At 67.5% G+C, this 16,809-nt stretch carries 17 protein-coding genes; 4 read left to right on the top strand and 13 right to left on the bottom strand.

The window, feature by feature from the left end:
* Positions 1-2 precede the first annotated feature (2 nt).
* From dctP to FFS09_RS06850, 3 genes are all read right to left on the bottom strand, one after another.
* Positions 3-1,016 (bottom strand): TRAP transporter substrate-binding protein DctP, encoded by a 1,014-nt coding sequence (gene dctP / locus FFS09_RS06840; RefSeq protein ID WP_137918119.1) that lies wholly within the window; start codon positions 1,014-1,016, stop codon positions 3-5.
* Positions 1,013-2,251 (bottom strand): alpha-hydroxy acid oxidase, encoded by a 1,239-nt coding sequence (locus FFS09_RS06845; RefSeq protein WP_137918120.1) that lies wholly within the window; start codon positions 2,249-2,251, stop codon positions 1,013-1,015. Before FFS09_RS06845 ends, dctP begins: the two co-directional genes overlap by 4 nt.
* A 78-nt stretch (positions 2,252-2,329) precedes the next feature.
* Positions 2,330-3,148, bottom strand: coding sequence for an IclR family transcriptional regulator (locus FFS09_RS06850; protein WP_137918121.1), 819 nt, complete (start codon positions 3,146-3,148; stop codon positions 2,330-2,332).
* A 314-nt stretch (positions 3,149-3,462) separates the two neighbouring features.
* Here FFS09_RS06850 and FFS09_RS06855 point away from each other — a divergent pair, with 314 nt between their 5' ends.
* On the top strand, positions 3,463-3,690 hold the full coding sequence (locus FFS09_RS06855) for a hypothetical protein (RefSeq protein ID WP_137918122.1): 228 nt from the start codon (positions 3,463-3,465) through the stop codon (positions 3,688-3,690).
* A gap of 34 nt (positions 3,691-3,724) precedes the next feature.
* On the opposite strand, the gene FFS09_RS06860 is transcribed toward FFS09_RS06855, so the two are convergent.
* The 4 genes from FFS09_RS06860 to FFS09_RS06875 are packed head-to-tail and all read right to left on the bottom strand — an operon-like array spanning position 3,725 to position 8,007.
* Positions 3,725-4,555: a nitroreductase family protein gene (locus tag FFS09_RS06860; RefSeq protein WP_212745063.1), complete on the bottom strand. Its 831-nt coding sequence runs from the start codon at positions 4,553-4,555 to the stop codon at positions 3,725-3,727.
* Between the two features lie 2 nt (positions 4,556-4,557).
* Positions 4,558-5,526 (bottom strand): Bug family tripartite tricarboxylate transporter substrate binding protein, encoded by a 969-nt coding sequence (locus tag FFS09_RS06865; protein WP_137918123.1) that lies wholly within the window; start codon positions 5,524-5,526, stop codon positions 4,558-4,560.
* A 21-nt stretch (positions 5,527-5,547) separates the two neighbouring features.
* Positions 5,548-6,330, bottom strand: a complete 783-nt coding sequence (locus FFS09_RS06870) for a citryl-CoA lyase (protein WP_137918124.1) — start codon at positions 6,328-6,330, stop codon at positions 5,548-5,550.
* A 36-nt stretch (positions 6,331-6,366) separates the two neighbouring features.
* Complete coding sequence (locus FFS09_RS06875; protein WP_137918125.1) at positions 6,367-8,007, bottom strand: AMP-binding protein; 1,641 nt, start codon at positions 8,005-8,007, stop codon at positions 6,367-6,369.
* Positions 8,008-8,116: 109 nt separating this feature from the next.
* Here FFS09_RS06875 and FFS09_RS06880 point away from each other — a divergent pair, with 109 nt between their 5' ends.
* Entirely contained in the window at positions 8,117-8,968 is an 852-nt protein-coding gene (locus FFS09_RS06880; protein WP_137918126.1) for a LysR substrate-binding domain-containing protein, read from the top strand.
* Between the two features lie 165 nt (positions 8,969-9,133).
* A complete protein-coding gene (locus FFS09_RS06885) occupies positions 9,134-9,364 on the top strand; it encodes a hypothetical protein (protein ID WP_137918127.1) in 231 nt (76 codons plus the stop codon).
* 18 nt (positions 9,365-9,382) lie between these two features.
* On the opposite strand, the gene phnY is transcribed toward FFS09_RS06885, so the two are convergent.
* The 6 genes from phnY to phnD are packed head-to-tail and all read right to left on the bottom strand — an operon-like array spanning position 9,383 to position 15,701.
* Entirely contained in the window at positions 9,383-10,837 is a 1,455-nt protein-coding gene (phnY, locus tag FFS09_RS06890; RefSeq protein ID WP_137918128.1) for a phosphonoacetaldehyde dehydrogenase, read from the bottom strand.
* A complete protein-coding gene (gene psrA, locus FFS09_RS06895; RefSeq protein ID WP_137918129.1) occupies positions 10,834-11,934 on the bottom strand; it encodes an iron-containing alcohol dehydrogenase PsrA in 1,101 nt (366 codons plus the stop codon). Before psrA ends, phnY begins: the two co-directional genes overlap by 4 nt.
* Positions 11,935-11,942: 8 nt before the next feature.
* Positions 11,943-13,193, bottom strand: a complete 1,251-nt coding sequence (phnA, locus tag FFS09_RS06900) for a phosphonoacetate hydrolase (protein ID WP_137918130.1) — start codon at positions 13,191-13,193, stop codon at positions 11,943-11,945.
* Positions 13,193-14,011, bottom strand: a complete 819-nt coding sequence (gene phnE / locus FFS09_RS06905) for a phosphonate ABC transporter, permease protein PhnE (protein ID WP_137918131.1) — start codon at positions 14,009-14,011, stop codon at positions 13,193-13,195. The genes phnA and phnE overlap by 1 nt, the downstream gene beginning before the upstream one ends.
* Positions 14,008-14,838 (bottom strand): phosphonate ABC transporter ATP-binding protein, encoded by an 831-nt coding sequence (phnC, locus tag FFS09_RS06910; RefSeq protein WP_137918132.1) that lies wholly within the window; start codon positions 14,836-14,838, stop codon positions 14,008-14,010. Before phnC ends, phnE begins: the two co-directional genes overlap by 4 nt.
* Positions 14,835-15,701, bottom strand: a complete 867-nt coding sequence (gene phnD / locus FFS09_RS06915) for a phosphonate ABC transporter substrate-binding protein (RefSeq protein WP_137918208.1) — start codon at positions 15,699-15,701, stop codon at positions 14,835-14,837. The genes phnC and phnD overlap by 4 nt, the downstream gene beginning before the upstream one ends.
* A 172-nt stretch (positions 15,702-15,873) precedes the next feature.
* Between phnD and FFS09_RS06920 the strand changes: the two genes are divergently transcribed.
* A complete protein-coding gene (locus FFS09_RS06920; protein ID WP_137918133.1) occupies positions 15,874-16,797 on the top strand; it encodes a LysR substrate-binding domain-containing protein in 924 nt (307 codons plus the stop codon).
* Positions 16,798-16,809: the final 12 nt, after the last annotated feature.

Raw genomic sequence — 16,809 nt, forward strand, 5'->3', positions numbered from 1 at the left:
TCTCAGCGACCTCCCGCCGTGCGCACCTTGAGCAGCGCTTCCTGCGCCGCGGGCCGCTTCTCGCCCCACTCCTTCCAGTACGGCGTGATGCGGCGCTCGGCCTCCGCCAGGTCGGCCGCGCTGGGTTCGGTGATGACCATGCCACCCTCGGCCAGCTTCTTCGTGATCTCGCCGTCCTCGGCGGCCATCGCGGCCGTCATGCGTTTCGTGTGCTCGTCCACCAGCGCCTGCACCTTGGTGCGCTGCTCGGGCGTGAGCTTGTCCCAGGCGTCCTTGTTCACCAGGATCAGCGAATCCACGAAGCTCACGTTGAGGCGGTAGCTGTACTTGAGCAGGTCGCGCCACACATGGCCGTAGCCCGAGCTGGCGGTGAGCGCGCCGTCGATCACGCCACGGTCGATGCCGGCCGCCACCTCGGAGGTGCCCAGCGTGACGGGGATGCCACCCAGCAGCTTGATGAACTCGGCCTGCTCGGGCGAGATCACGCGGATCTTCTGGCCCGCGATGTCGGCCAGCGAAGTCAGCTTCTTGCGCGACCACATCACGTTCTCGGGGAAGATGTAGCGGCCCAGCACCACCACGTTCTTCTTCGCGTAGTCGGCGCGCAGGTAGGGTGCGGCGGCGTGCCAGGCCTTTTCGAAATCCGCGCGGCGCGGCAGGAACATCGGCAGGCGCACGATGCCGCCCACCGGCACGCTGCCGACGAAGAAGGCGTCGTCACCGAGCTGCACCACGTTGTCGGCCACGGCCTGCGTGATGTTGGTGGCCGCGATGGGCAGCGTGCCGCCCAGGTTCAGGCGCACGCTCAGCTCGCTCTGGGTTTCCTTCTGGATCGCCTCGAACAGGGCGTTGAGACCCTTGACCGCCGTGACCGTGGCGACCGCGTTGTAGGTGTAGGCGCGCCACTGTGTGGCCGCCAGGGCGGTGCCGCTGGCACCCAGGCCCGCGATGCCGGTCGTGATGCCGGCCAGGTAACCCACGGCGTCGCGCCGCGTCAAACCTTGTGCTGCGTTCATGTTGTCTCCTCAGGGGTGGTGGTGGTGTCCGGTCGGGCGACCGGCAAGGGGAAAGGGGTGCTGGCGCGCGGCAGCGGCGTGCCCTCGCGCCAGAGGTAGCTCTCGTTCAATTCTTCGAAGCGCTGGCAGCCGATCTGCGCGAGCACCATGTCGATCTCGGCGCGCACGATGGCGAGCGCGCGCGACGCGCCGGGCTGGCCGGCGGCGGCCACGCCGAACAGGGTGGGTCGACCGAAGATGGCCGAGCGCGCGCCCAGGCAACGCGCGATCACCAGATCGGAGCCACGGCGAACGCCGCTGTCGAGCATGAGTTCCGCGTTGCACCCCACCGCGTCGCGCACGGCCGGCAGCATGTCCAGCGGCGATGGCGCGGCGTCGAGCTGGCGCCCGCCGTGGTTGGAGACGATCAGGCCTTGCGCGCCCAGGTGCACCGCCTGGCGCGCGTCCTCGGGGTGCAGCAGGCCCTTGATGACCAGCGGGCCGCGCCAGGCTTCGCGGATCTTGCGGATGTGTTGCCACGAGACCATGGGCGCGGGCGTGAGCGTGCCGTACAGGTCGGCCACTTGCGAGGCGCGCGCGCCGTCGGGCGCGTAGGGCAGCCAGTTGCGCATCATGGGGATGCCGCCCGCGCGCAGGTAGCGCAGCACCCAGCCCGGATGGCCCAGCGCTTCGAGCACGACGCCGGGCGTCATCTTCAAGGGGCGTGAAAAGCCATTGCGCTTGTTGCGCTCGCGGTTGGAATTGACCGGCACGTCCACCGACACCACCAGCACACGGACTTTGGCCCGGATGGCGCGCCGCACGAGGTCGGCGTTGATCGACTCGTTCGTGGTGCAGTACATCTGGAACCACACGTTGTCGGGTGCCATGGCCGCAGCGTCTTCCAGCGCCGCGTTGGCGGCACTGGAGAGCAGGAAGGGGACGTTGGCCTCGCGCGCGGCGGCGGCCAGCATCAGGTCCGCATCGGGACGGAACAGGCCCGCCAGACCCGTGGGCGAGATGCCGATCGGGCTCGCATAGCGGTGGCCGAAGAGCTCCACCGACTGATCGCACCGGGACACGTCGCGCAGGTAGCGTGGCACCAGCGTGTAGCGCTGGAATGCCGCGCGGTTGCGTTGCAGGCAGGCTTCGTCATCGGCGCCGCCATCGATGAAATCAAAGGCGATGCGCGGCAGTTTTCGGCGGGCCTGCTGCCGCAGGTCTTCCAGGTTGATGGCGGATTGGATCGAGGACATTCGCGAGGTTCATGAGAGACGACCCCGCGAAGGTAGAGGCCCGGCGCCTTCACGGGAAGGCGCTGGCCGGCGTGAAGTTCACATATTGAACTTACGCGCGTCGGCCGACAGGGCGTCGGCCGCGATCTGCAATTCCTGGTGCACCTGTTCCAGGCGCGCGGCCGGATACAGCTCCGCCGTTCCCACCAACGACAGCGAGGCAAAGGCCTCACCGGCTTCGTTGGTGATCTTGATGCCGAAGGCGTGCACACCCGGCACCACATCGCCCAGGTTCACGCCCCAGCCGTGCTCGGCCGAGCGGTCGAACATTTTCTGGAGGCTGGCCAGGCGCACCGTGCCGTTTCGGCCGATCTCGCCGGCCACGTTTTCCGCCAGGACGCACCGCACCTCTTCCTCGGGCAGCGTCTGCAGGATGGCCACACCACCGGCGGCCGAGAACAAGGGCCTGCGCGTACCGGGATAGACCATCATGCCGGCGAGCTGCAGACTGCCTGCACGCTGGCTGCACACATACTCGTTGCCGCTGCGGTAGAGCAACAGCGCCAGGCCGCCCATGCGTTTGGCGAACGCGTTTACACAGGTCTCGGCCGCGCGCTGGAACTGCATCGCGTCGGGCAATGCGAGACCGAGTTCGAACATGAAGGGCCCGGGCAGATAGTGGCGGTCGCTGGCGCGCTGGCGCACCAGGCGCTCCTCCACCATGCACGAGAGCATGCGGTGCACCGTCCCCTTGTCCATGCCGCAGGCGGCGGAAAGGTCGGACAGGCGCCAGCCAAATTGCGGCCGGGCGGCAATGGCCCGCATGAGGCGGATGGCCTTGGTGAGGCTTTGTGTCCCGGTACGGTCGACATTGGGCGGGCTGGACAGCGTTTCCAGGGAGCGGTCGGCAAGTTTCATGACCGTCGATTCTGTCGGTCGCCCATCGCCTGAACAAGACAACTCGGGGTTTCCCCCAGTGGCTCGATTCGGGTGCTCGAACCCGGCTTTCAGAATATGAAGTCCCTGTCCAGCGGCGGGAACAAGCCGCCCGGTCGCCTCACAGCGGGCGTTCTGTCACCGCCTCCCGTTGTCCGCCACCCAAACGGCCACCTGTCCTACACACCACCCGCCCCGAGCGTCATATTCTTGTCGCGCTGGAATGACAGCATCCGGGCAAAAGGCCTTCAGAGCCTTCCGCCCATGTCCTTTCACTCGTTTCCGGGAGCGCGTTCGTGTTGGTCTACAAGATTTTCGGTTTGCCGGGCTTTGTCAAAGAAGGCCTGATCTTCAACAGCTGTGTGGAAAACCTGCAGGGTCAGCCCGATCTGTGGCTCGACGAATGCCCGTATCTCTACCCACGTTCGTCCACGCGCCAGCTTGAGGGCTTGCGCGTGGAACTGGTGAGCAGCAGCAACGCAGCGTCCGCGCCGCCGCCCCTGCGGTGGGCCCAGGCGGCCTGAGGTTCGCACTGGCCGCCGACGTCGGCCAGCCACGTCAGCGCAGCGGAAACCCCCGCGCCCGAAGCGCGCCAGCGAGCAGTTCGCGCCCCCGCATCGCCTCGGGTCCCCGCACGCGGTTGAGCGAATGCTCGGCCCAGTTGCCATGGGTTTTCATCTGCTGGTCGCGGTAAAACGCGCTCGCGGTTTCCAGGTACTCGTCGACGGGACCGATGTGGGCCGCGGCGTCGTAGCGCTCGTGGTGCAACACCGCGGCGACGGGCAGGCGCGGCTTGATGGCCGTTGCGCGCCCCGGGTCGGGGTAACCCACGCACATGCCGAAGACGGCCACGGTGCGCGGCGGCAGGCCGAGTTCGGCGGCCACCTCTTCGGGGCGGTCGCGCATGCCACCGATGTAGACGATGCCCAGGCCCTGCGCCTCGGCCGCGACAGCGGCATTCTGGGCCGCCAGCGTGGCGTCGATCACGCCCACCATCAACATTTCCATGTAGTCCAGCGCGGCGCTTCGCAGCTGGAACCGCTGCCCCGTGGCGTCCAGCCGCGCCAGGTCGACGAGCCAGACGAGGAACAGCGGGCACGCCCGCACATGGCGCTGGTCCCCCGCCAGCGCGGCCAGCCGCTGCTTGCGCTCCGGGTCGCGCACGGCCACCACGCTCCAGCACTGCAGGTTGGACGAGGTGGACGCCGATTGCGCCGCGGCCAGCATCAGCCGCAGCACATCGTCCGACACGTCAGCGGGCGTGTAGCTGCGCACCGAACGGTGCTGCAGCAGGGTCTGGATGACAGGGTTCTCCGGCGCCTGCACCGGGGGCGCCGCTGCGCCGTAGCGCGCCTTCAACAGCGCCTGGGTGTCAACAGGGGCCATCATGGTCAGCGCGCCGCCACGCCGGACGGTTTGATCAGCCGTTTCCACCGCACGACCTCGTCGCGGATGAGTTTCTCGAACTCCTGCGGCGTGGACACGCGGACCTCGCCATCGATGATGGCCATGCGCTTTTCCACCTCGGGGTCGGCCAGGCTCACCTTGAGGGCCTGGTTGATCTTGTCAACAATCTCCTTGGGCGTGCCCGCCGGGGCGAGCATGCCCCACCAGACCACCGCGTTGAAACCGGGCACGCCCTGCTCGGCAATGGTCTTCACATCGGGGGCGGACTTCATCCGGTGGAGGCCGGACGTGGCCAGGATCTTGACCTTCTTGCTGTCCGAGAAGGGCTTGACCTGCGACATGCCGGTGAAGGTCATGTCGACGTGGCCGGCGGCCACATCGGTCATGGCCGGGCCGGCGCCGCGGTACGGGATGGTCATGAGGTCAATGCCCGCCGCTTCCTTCAACAACGCGGTCGCCAGGTGAGCGCCAGAGCCGTCACCCGAGGTCGAGGCCGTGATGGCGCCCGGGTTCTTTTTCGCATAGGCGATCAGCTCCGGGATGTTGTTGACCTCCAGGTTGCTGCGCGCCGCCAGCACGAACGGGTAGGAAATGACCTGGCCCACGGGGGCGAAATCCTCCGGCGTGCGGTAGCTCAGGTTGGGCACGAGCGAGGGGTTGGTGGACAGCGCGGTGCTGGCGAACAGCAGCGTGTAGCCATCCGGTGCCGACCGCGCGACGTACTCCGTGCCCGTGACGGTGTTGCCACCACCCCGGTTCTCGACCACCACCGACTGCTTGATCGCCGCGGCGAAGCGGTCCGAGATGGTGCGCACGATGAAGTCGCCGCTGCCGCCGGGGGCGAAGGGCACGATGATGCGGATGGGCTTGTTCGGGTAGGGATCGGCGGCGGAGCAGGCCAGCGAGGCGAGCCCGAGGACGGTGAGCAGCAGGGGGCGGATCAGGGGTTTCATGGTGTGTCTCCTTGGAATAATTCAGTCGGCGTTGCGGAAGTGGGCGGTGGCCAGGTCTTCGACCATGGTCTTCATCTCGCGCGCGAGCGGGTTGCGCAGCTCTTCGAGGACGTGGGCAACCAGGCCGATGGCGCGCGCCATCACGCCAATGCCGCGCACGATCTCCCACGGCAGCCTCAGCTCGGACGCGATGGCGGCAATGGCGCCGGTGGCGTTGACCGGCAGGCTCTTGCCCAGACGGCGCCCGGCCTCCTCGGCCAGCGCGTTCATCAGCTTGCAATAGGGACCCTCAAAGCCGTTGTCGCGCGCGATGGCGAACAGGGCCGGCGCGCGCGGATCGACGGGCTTGTGGATGTGGTGGCCAATGCCGGGGATGCTGCGGCCCGCGGCCAGTTCGCCGTCGACCAGCGCGGCGGCCAGGGCGGCGAAGTCGGCCGACGGGTCGGGTTGCGGCATGGCTTGCTGCAGCAGGCGGGCAGCGTCTTCCATGCTGCCCACGAAGACGCTGCCCAGGCCGCACAGACCGGCACCCACCGCCGCCTGCATGGCTTCGGGTGCGCCGGCGATGGTGAGGCGGGTGACCAGGGCGCTGGGCGTGAGGCCGTGCTCGACCAGGCAGACGGCGATGGCGTTGAACACCACCGACTCGCGGGGCGTGGGCAGCCGGTCGGTCATTTCCAGGAAGGCCATGTCGCCCAGCGACACCTTGCCCAGGATGTCCTTGCAGACGTCGAGGCCCTTCACGGTGATTGTGTCGGTGGTGCTCCAGGCGATGTCGGTGCGCATCTGCTTGCGTTTGGCCATGGTGGGTCTCGGTTCAGGAAGGGTGAAAGAGGGGGTTCAGCGACCGGCGGCGAGGTCAACGGCGCGGGCCAGCAAGGTGGTGTCCTGCCGCATCTGTGCCTTGGCGATCTTGTGGGTGGGGGTGTGGGGCAGGCTGTCGACGAAGACCACGTAGCGCGGCACCTTGTGCGGCGCGAGGCGCTCGCGGCACCACTCGGCGACGGCCGCGGCATCGAGTTGCCCGTCGGGCTTGAGCACCACGGCCACCAGGATCTCGTCCTCGCCCAAGGCCGACGGCACGGCGACGGCGGCGGTTTCGTAGACGGCGGGGTGCGCGCCGATGACCATGTCCAGTTCGGCGCCGGCGATGTTCTCGCCGCGGCGGCGAATGATGTCTTTCTTGCGCGAGGCGTAGAAGAACCAGCCGTCCGCGTCGCGCCGCACCAGGTCGCCCGTCTTGAGCCAACCGCCGTGGAAAGCCAGCGCCGTCTGCTCGGGGTCGCGGAAATAGCCCAGCATCGCCACGGGTGTGCGCACCCACAGTTCACCGACCTGGTCGGACCCGAGGTCGCGGCCCTCGTCGTCGACGACGCGGCACTCGGCCCAGGGTTGCTGGGGGTCGGGGTGCTCGGCCAGCACGCCCATGCTGCCGGGCTTGGCGGGTTGACCGTAAGGGTTGCAGGTGACGCCGGGAATCTCGGTCATGCCGAAGCCGGTGAGCAGGTGCCGCACGCCGAACTCTTCGCGGAACGCGGCCTGGGCGTTCTGCCGCACGCCGTACACCACGCGCAACCGGTGCTCTGGGCGGAATTCGGCGCGGTCGCGCGACTTGAGGATGGTCCCCATCGCCTCGATGATGTTGACCGCCGTCGCGCCGGTCTCCACCACCGTCTGCCAGAAGCGCGAGGCCGAGAACCGCTCCACCAGCACCAGCGCGCAGCCCGAAGCCAACATGCCCCCCAGGGAATAGAAGAGCGCGTTGATGTGGAAGAAGGGCAGCACCACGAGGAGGCGATCGTCCGGCCGCAGCTGCATGCGGGCCATGTTGGCCTCGCCCACCAGCAGCAGGTTGCGCTGGCTGTGCATGACGCCCTTGGGAAAGCCGGTGGTGCCGGAGGTGAAGATCATGGCGCAGGGCATATCCGCCGCCGGTGGCGGCGGCAACGGGCGGCCCACGCCGCTGGCCACCAGCGCGTCCAGGTCCGGCAGCTCGTGACCGGGCGCCGGCTGGGCCAGGGCCAGCCAGGGTGAGCGGGCACAGCCCTCGATCGCCTCGCGCACGGGGCCCAGGGCCGCCGCATCGGTCACGGCGGCGGACACGTCCGCGTGGTTGAGCGCGTAGCGCAGCTCGCGCACGCCGATCTCCGGGTTGACCGGCACCAGCACCGCGCCCAGGCGGGCCAGCGCGAACAGCAGCAGCACATGGCCGGTGCCGTTGCGCGCGACGATGGCCACCCGATCGCCGGTGCCGATGCCACGGTCTCGCAGCGCAGCCGCGAGCGCATCGGCCTGGGCGGCGAACGCGGCCCAGCTCAGTTCCCGTTCGCCTTCCAGCAGCATGGGCTGGTGCGCGCGCACCGCGCAGCGGCTGCGCAGCAGGCCGTGCAATGTGTGGTCGTGGGCCGGGTAGCGGCGCAGCACCTGGAGCGGCGTGTCTTGCACCGCCGGCGGGCGGGGCTCTTCGGTCAGCGTGGTCATGGGTCCGCGTCAGTCGCTTTGTCTCTTCTGAATGAATGCCCGAACTGTACGAGCGCATCATGGGCACTCGATTTCGAATCCTTGAATCACCTATAAGATTTGGTGAACCATGAGAAACATCGACACCGAGCTCCTGCGCACCTTCGTCGCGATCGTGGAGCGCCATTCCATGCAGGCGGCTGCCATCGAAGTCCGCCGCAGCCAGGCCGCCGTGACGCAGCAGATGCAACGGCTCGCCGAGCAGTTGGGTCGTCCGCTGTTCGAGCGCGTGGGGCGGGGTGTGCAACTCACCCCCGAGGGGCAGCAACTGCTGCTCTACGCACGCCGAATGCTCACGCTGCACGACGAAATGCTCTCCGCGATGTCGGGCGTGAGCCCGGCCGGGCAAATCCGGCTGGGAGCGCCGCACGACGTGACCGAATCGATCCTGCCCGACCTGCTGGCCCAACTGGCGCAGCGGTATCCCAACCTGCAGGTCGCCATCCACACCGGGCGAAGCCCCAACCTGCTCAACGACCTGCGCAAAGGCGATCTCGATCTCACCATCGCGATCACCCTGGACGAGCCCGACCTGCGTTCGGTGGTGCTGCGCACCTCGCCGATGGTCTGGCTGGCGGCGTCGGGGTTCCGGCACGCGCCGCAGGAGCCGCTGCCCCTGGTGGTCGCCGAAGACTGGACCTATTTCCGACGGGTGGCGATCCAGACGCTGGACCGCGCGGGGGTGCCCTGGCGCATCCGCTACACCGCGCCCAACGTGGTGGGCATTCGGGCCGCGGTGAGGGCGGGCCTCGGCGTGATGGCCCGCTCGATCGAATTGCTGGGACCGGATCTCAGGGTGCTGGGCAACGCGGAAAAGCTGCCAGCCCTGCCCGACGTCAGCTTTCGCCTGTATCTCGGCCCGCGCAACCTCAACCCGCTGGCCCGGCAGATCTTCGAGTCGATCGAGCAGCGGGGGCGCTGACCGTCCACCGTTCGCCGTTTCTCTGTCGCCGCCGTGCGAATTGGCACAAGGCCTGCAGCGGCGACGCGCCGGAGGTCATGCGCTGGTCGCGCACCCGTGGCAGCATGAACACACAAGGCTTACAAAGCCTTGCGCCTTGTCCTTCATTCTTCCCGGAGCGCGATCGTGTTTGTCTACAAGATCTACGGCCTGCCTGGCTTTGACGAAGAAGGTTTGGTCTTCAACAGCTGTGTGTGCAACCTGCAAGTTCAGCCCGACCTGTGGCTCGACGAATGCCCCTACCTCTTCCCACGCCCCGCTTCGCAGCGGCTGAAGGGTTTGCGCGTGGAACTGGTGGGTGGCGACGACGGTGCGTCGTGCGCGCCGTCCACCCTGCCTTGGGCACGTGCCGCCTGAACCCGGCCTCGCCGCCCCCTACCAGGGCAGCGTGAAGGTCTTGCCGTTGCAGAACGATTTCATCGCTTCCTGCACACCTTCCTTGTAGCCCAGGCCCGAGTCCTTGATGCCGCCGAACGGCGTGAGCTCGATGCGGTAGCCCGGCACTTCCCACACATTCACTGTGCCCACCTTGAGCTCGTGCGCGAAACGGGTGGCGTAATCCATGCGGTTGGTGCAGATGCCCGAGGACAGGCCGTAGGCCGTGCCGTTGGAGATCGCAATGGCCTCGTCGATGTCCTTGAAGCGGATGATGGGCGAGACCGGGCCGAAGGTTTCTTCGCGCGCCACGGTCATCTCCGGGCGCACGTTGTCGATCACGGTGGGCGCGTACAACGCGCCGTCGCGCTGGTTGCCGGTGAGCAGGCGCGCGCCTTGCGACACGGCTTCGTTCACCAGCTGTTCGAAACGCTCGGCGGCCTGCGCGTCGATCACGGTGCCCATGTCCATGCTCGCGTCCATCGGGTCGCCGTGTTTCCAGCGGCGCGTCTTCTCCACCACCAGCTCGGTGAATTCCGCCGCCACCGCTTCGTGCACCAGCATGCGTTTGACGGCGGTGCAGCGCTGGCCGGAGTTCTTGTACGAGCCCTGCACCGCGAGGTCGGAGGCCTTGTCGAGGTCGGCGTCCTCCATCACGATCAGCGGATCGTTGCCGCCGAGTTCCAGCACGATGCGGCGGTAACCGGCCTTCTGGGCGATGTACTTGCCGATCGGCACGCCGCCGGTGAAGGTGATCAGGTCCACGTGCTCGTTGACCAGCATCTCGTCGGCGATCTCGCGCGGGTCGCCGGTGAGCACCTGGAACATCTCGGGCGGCAGGCCCGCTTCGTAGAGGATGTCGGCCAGGAAGTAGGCCGACAGCGGCACCTTCTCGGAGGGCTTCAACACCATGCGGTTGTTGGTGGCGATGCTGGGCACCACCTTGTGCGCCACCTGGTTCATGGGGTGGTTGAACGGGGTGATGGCGGTGATGACACCTTGCAACGGCTCGCGCATGGTGATGACCTTGCGCTTCTTGCCGTGCGGCGTGAGGTCGCAGGAGAACACCTGCCCGTCGTCGCGCAACGCTTCGTTGGCGCCGAACACCAGCACGTCGGCCACGCGGCCGATCTCGTACATCGAGTCCTTCTTGCACAGGCCCGATTCGAGCGTGATGAGGGTCGAGGCTTCGTCGGCGCGCGCCCGCAGCAGGGCCGAGGCCTTCTGCAGGATGCTGGAGCGCTCGTAGCGCGTCAACGTGGCCTGGTAGGAATGGGCGATGCGGTAGGCCAGCCGAACATCGTCCAGCGAGGCCAGGGGCACGGTGCCGACGCGCTCGCGCGAGTAGGGGTTGATGATGTCCAGCGTGCGGTCGCGCGTGATGCGCTCGCCGCCGATGCGCAGGGCCTCGGCGCGGAAGTGTTCGCTGTCCTGCAAGGGGTTGCGTGCGTTCATGCCAGGGTCTCCTCGGCGGTTCCAATGAAGTTCTTGCCGCGCGCGCCACCTTGCGCGTGCAGCACCATTTGTTCGGCCTCTTCGTCGCTCACGCCGTAGTCGCTGAAGCGGGTCTTGACGCCGAAGCCCTCGATGAAATGCGCGAGACGCGCCGGTGCTTCGGACAGCGGCAAGCCCAGCGCCCGGCCGAGCACGGCGTCGCGATCGGCGCGGTGGCCAATGGCGCGTTGCAGCACCATGGGCAGCGGGAACGAGCAGGCGATGCCGTGCGGCAGGCCGTAGCGCAGCGTCATTTCGTACGAGATCGAATGCGCCAGCGCGGTCTTGGTGTTGGAGAAGGCCATGCCGGCCTTGAGCGCGGCCAGGGCCATGCGACCGCGCAGCTCCACATTGCCCAGGTCGCGCATCAGGCGCGGCAGCACGTCCAGGATGTCGCTCACCGCCGCGACGGCGAAGGTGTCAGACACCGGGTTGGCGTTGACGTTCCAGATCGATTCGAGCGCGTGCGACAGCGCGTCCAGGCCGCTTTGCAGCGTGACCGAGGCGGGCAGGGAAAGCATGAGCTCGGGGTCGATCACGGCCACGCTGGGCCAGGTCTGCGGCAGGTGCAGCGAGTACTTCTTCTGCCGCTCGCGGTCCCAGATCGTGGCCCAGGGCGTCACTTCGCTGCCGGTGCCGGCCGTGGTGGGCACGGCGATCAGGCGCTTCACCGCGTGCGGCGTGAACGCGGCGCCGGTGGCCAGCAGGTCGATCAGCTCGTTGAAACGGCCGCTGGCCGTGCCGACCATGAGCGCCTTGGCGGTGTCGATGGCGCTGCCGCCACCGACCGCCACGATCACCTCCACGTCGGCGTGGTCGCGCCAGAAATCCTCATACGTCCGGGCCAGCTCGGCCACGTCCGGGTTGGGCAGCACCTGGTCGATCACGCAGGCCAGTTGCGCGCCGAGCACGCCCTCCAGCCGGGCCAGCAGGCCGAGTTGTCGCGCCTCGGGGAAGGTGACCAGGGCGGCCTTGCGGCCCCCCAGCAGCTTCGGCAGAGACAACAGGGCCCCTGGCCCGTACACGCTGTGCACGGGGTTGAAATAGTTTGCGGTCATGGGTGCCTCTAGGCGGGGGTGCTCACCACGGCGTGGTTGAGCGCCAGGTCGAAGATGTCGAAGTTGCGCAAGCGGCGCCCGGGGATCAGGCCTTGCAGCTGGCGGTTGAACAGCAGCGGCACCTTCTGTTCCGAGAGGCCGCCGTGCGAGCGCAGCGGCACCGTGAGGCCGCTCAGGTCGTGTTCGGATGCGCGCGTGCCCAGCACGGTGAGGTGGTCGGAGATCACCACCAGGTCACCAATGCGGTCGGCCGGCAGTTCGAAGCGCTCGGCGGCCTGCTCGCGCGTCAGCACCAGCTCGATGCCGTCGTGGGACATGAGCGCGGAGGCGATGGCGCGGGCGTCCGCGCGCGGCGCCAGGTACACGGTGGCAAAGGAACCGAGCGCGCCGTGGTGCACCACGTAGGGGTCGGTGATGGGCAGGATCACGCGGCTGCCGCTCGCACCGGCCGTCTCGTCCAGCACTTCCTGCAGGTACACCACGCGCGGGCGGCCCGCGGCGTCGGTCTTGGGGCTCATGCCGTGGTCGGCCGTGAGCGCGATCACCGCGCCCATCGCGTCGAGCTGCGCGAGGTAGCCGTCCATCATGGCGTAGAAGTCGTTCGCGCCTTCGGTGCCGGGTGCGCACTTGTGCTGCACGTAGTCGGTGGTCGAGAGGTACATCAGGTCGGGGCGGCGCGTCTCCATCAGCTTCACGCCGGCGGCGAACACGAACTCGCTCAGGTCGGCGCTGTAGACCGAGGGCATGGGTTTGCCCACCAGTTCGAGCACCTGGTCGATGCCGCTGTCGGCCACGGTCGCCTTGTCGGCCTTCTCCGCGGAGAAGCAGATGCCGCCTTCGAGCTGATGGCCCAGCAGCGTGCGCAGCTTGTCCTTGGCGGTCACCACCGCCACGCTGGCGCCGGCCCGGGAGAACGCGGCCAGCAGCGTTTCGGCGCGCAGGTAGGCCGGGTCGTTCATCATCACTTCCTTGCCCAGCGCCATGTCCAGGAAGTAGTTGCCGCAGATGCCGTGCACCGAAGGCGGTGCGCCGGTGACGATGGACAAATTGTTCGGGTTGGTGAAGCTCGGCACCACGCAGTCGCCGACCAGCGAGGTGCCCTTGGCCAGCATCTTCTTCAGGAAGGGCGCCACACCGGCTTCGATGGCCTGGGTGATGTAGTCGGGCTCGCAGCCATCGACACACACCACCACCACCGGCTGCGCCGGCTTGTTGTACTCGCGGTCATTGACCTTGAGTTTGAAGTTGTCGGGGGCCATCAACGTGCTCCTTGCTGGATCCAGGCGCGAAGCTTGCTGGACACGAAATCGGCGGTCATGACCATGGCCACGATCACGAGAATGCAGGTGGCCGTGTCCTGGTACTGGAACAGCTTCATGCTGCCCACCAGTTCGAAGCCGATGCCGCCCGCGCCCACCATGCCGAGCACGGTGGCCTGGCGCAGGTTGGTCTCGAAGCGGTAGAGGATGACGGCGATCCAGGCGGTCACCACCTGCGGCAGCACGCCGAAGATGATGATCTGGATCGGACCCGCACCGGTGGAGCGCAGCGCCTCGATCGGTCCCTGGTCGATGTCTTCGATGGACTCGGCGAAGAACTTGCCCAGCATGCCGGCGCCGTGCAGCGCCAGGGCCAGCACACCGGGGAACGGGCCCAGGCCGACGGCCGCGACGAAGATCAGCGCGAGGATGATCTCGTTGATGCCGCGCATGATGTTGAGCACCTGCCGCATGAAGTGGAACACCGCGGGATGGGGCGAGAGGTTGCGCGCCGCCAGGAAGCACACCGGCACCGCCAGCACGAAGGCCAGCAGCGTGCCCCAGATCGCGATCTGCACGGTCTCGATGGCGGGCGTGACGAGCTTGCTCGCGAACTCCCAGTTGGGCGGGAACATGCGCGAGAGGAAGTCGCCGATCCACGGCGCGCCTTTCACCAGTTCACTCACGCTCACCTGGCTGCCGATGGCGGCCCACCAGATGATGGCCAGCATGCCCACGCCAGCGGCGGCGTATTTCCACCAGCCGTCGTTGCCGCTGCTCTTGGCGACGAGAAGGTTGTAGCGTCCGATGCCGATCATGATTGCTCCAGAGCCAGTTGAGGGGCGGTGTGGGCCGCGACAGGGGGCACCGTGGGCACGAAGGCCGCAGGCGTTTCGGGGGCGGCAGGTGCTTCGAGGCCACCGGGGTAGATGCGTTGCAGCACCTCGTCGGTCAGCTCGTCGGGGCGTCCTTCAAACACGACGCGACCGGCCGACACGCCGATGATCCGTTGACCGAACTCGCGCGCGTAGTCCACCTGGTGCAGGTTGCAGATCACCGTGATGCCGGACTCTCGGCTCGCCTGCTGCAGGTAGCGCAGCACCTTGCGCGAGGTCTTCGGGTCCAGGCTGGCCACGGGCTCGTCGGCCAGGATCACTTTGGGGTGCTGGGCCAGCGCACGGGCAATGCCCACGCGCTGTTTCTGGCCGCCCGAGAGCGTGTCGGTGCGCACGTCGGCCTTGTGCTCCAGCTCGACACGGCGCAGGCATTCGCGGGCGATGTCGATGTCCTCGCGCGGGAACAGCTGGAACCAGGACAGGATGGCCGGCATGGAGCCCAGGCGGCCGGTGAGCACGTTCTTCAGCACCGACAGGCGCGGCACCACGTTGTAGTGCTGGAAGATCATGGCCACGTCGCGGCGCACCTTGCGCAAGCCGGCGCGGTCGCCGCGCGAGAGTTCGCCGTCCACCCGGATCTCGCCGTTCGAAGGTTCGGCCAGGTGGTTGATGCAGCGCAGCAGCGTGGACTTGCCCGCGCCCGAGGCGCCGAGGATCACCACGAACTCGCCCTTGGCCACGGTCAGGCTGACATCGTGCAGCGCCACGAAGTCGCCATAGCGCTTGGTGAGGTTGCGGATCTCGATCATTTCATCTTCCTCAGGTCGAGGTTGAGCAGCTTGGCCGTGTCGCGGATGACGTTGTAGGCCGCGTCGTTCGTGGGATGGAAACCGTTGAGCAGGCCCTGGTCCGACCACGGGATGTCCTTGACCTGCAGGAAGGCGGCCTGCACGCGCTTCTTCAGATCGGCCGGCAGATCGGTGCGCCACACGGTGGGCGACTCGGGGATCGGGTCGGACTTCCACACCTCGACCAGGTCCTCGCGCTTGGCCAGGCCCTTGGCGATGGCGGCGTCCAGGATGCGGTCGGCAATGGCGGCGGCATCGATCTTCTTGTTCTGCACGGCGATCGCGCTGGAGTCGTGCGAGCCCGAGAAGATCACGCGGCCGAAGTCCTTGTCGGTGTTGAAGCCGGCCTTCATCAGACCGGCCTTGGGGAACAGGTGGCCCGAGGTGGAGCTGGGGTCGACAAAGGCGAAGGTCTTGCCTTTCAGATCGGCCACCGTCTTGATGCCGCTGTCCTTGTGGGCGATCACCTGGCTGTGATAGAAAGTCCGCCCCGCCTTCTTGGTCTCCGCGACCGCGAAGGCCTCGATGTTCGCGATGGTGGCGCCCAGCACGTACGAGAACGGGCCGAGGTAGGCCACGTCCAGCCGTTTGGAGCGCAGCGCTTCGATCACGCCGTTGTAGTCGGCCGCCACGAAAGGCTTGACCGGCATGCCCAGCGCGGCGGACAACATGTCCATCATCTTCTGGCTGTTGGCGATCATGGCGCGGGAGTCTTCCGAGGGGATCAGCCCAACGGTGAGGACCTGTTGCTGGGCGAGGGCCGGGAAGCCGACCGTGCTGGCTGCGGCGGCGGCCGTGCCCATCAGCACTGTTCTGCGATTCATCATGGCGTTGTCTCCGGTTTGTGGTGCTTCAAGTTGCTCCATCTCCGTCGGGGGATGGACCTGGAGTGGGTGACCGATTCTCGTGGGGCCTGTACCGCTCTGGACGCAGTAAACCACTGCACCTAGGGATTCGACCAATTCAAAGATTTCCGGACTTCTATACAATTTTTCTATGCGACTCACACAGCTCCGTTCGTTCTACGCGGTGGCCCGCATGGGCAGCTTCACCAAGGCGGCAGAGCATCTGCATGTGAGCCAGCCGACCATCACCACGCAGGTGCGCTTCCTGGAGGAGAGCTACAAGGTCGAGCTGTTCCACCGCAGCGGGCGGCGCGTGCAACTCACGCAGCTGGGCGAGCAGTTGATGCTGCATGCGCAGCAGATCTTCAGCATCGAGGCCGACGCAGTGAGCCTGCTGCGCGACGCGGGCGAACTGCGCACCGGCCACCTGCGCGTGGCGGCCGTGGGGCCGTACCACGTGACGAAGATGCTGGCGGACTTCAGCCAGCACTACCCCGACATCAAGGTCAGCGTGAGCACCGGCAATTCGCAGGACGTGCTCGACCGCCTGCTGGACTACCGCGCCGACGTGGGCGTGCTCGCACAGCTGGTGGAGGACGACCGCTTCCTGTCGGTGCCGTTCAGCCGGCACCCGGTGGGCATCTTCACCTCCTCGTCGCACCGCTTCGCGCAGCGCCGCAGCATCCGCCTGGCCGAGCTGCAGGGCGAGCGCATGCTGTTGCGCGAACAGGGTTCCACCACGCGCAAGGCGCTGGAGCTGGCCATGGAGAAGGCCGGTGTGGAGGCGGAGGTGGTGATGGAGATCAGCAGCCGCGAGGTGATCCGCGAAGCGGTGTCGCAGGGCATCGGCATCGCCGCCGTGTCCACCGTGGAATACGTGCCGGGCCCGGGCCTGCACATGGTGAGCATCAGCGACGCGGACATCTTCACCTACGCCCACGTGCTGTGCCTGGCCGAGCGGCGCTCGATGCGCATGGTGAACGCGTTCTTCGAGACCGTGTCGCCGCCCACGGAGGGTGGGGTGTACCGGGCGCCGCGCAAGAAGGGCGCGGGTCGATCGAAAAAAAGCGGTTGAACAGCGGCGCGC

Origin of the sequence: Hydrogenophaga sp. 2FB (assembly GCF_005503365.1) — a bacterium.
Lineage (GTDB): Bacteria > Pseudomonadota > Gammaproteobacteria > Burkholderiales > Burkholderiaceae_C > Hydrogenophaga.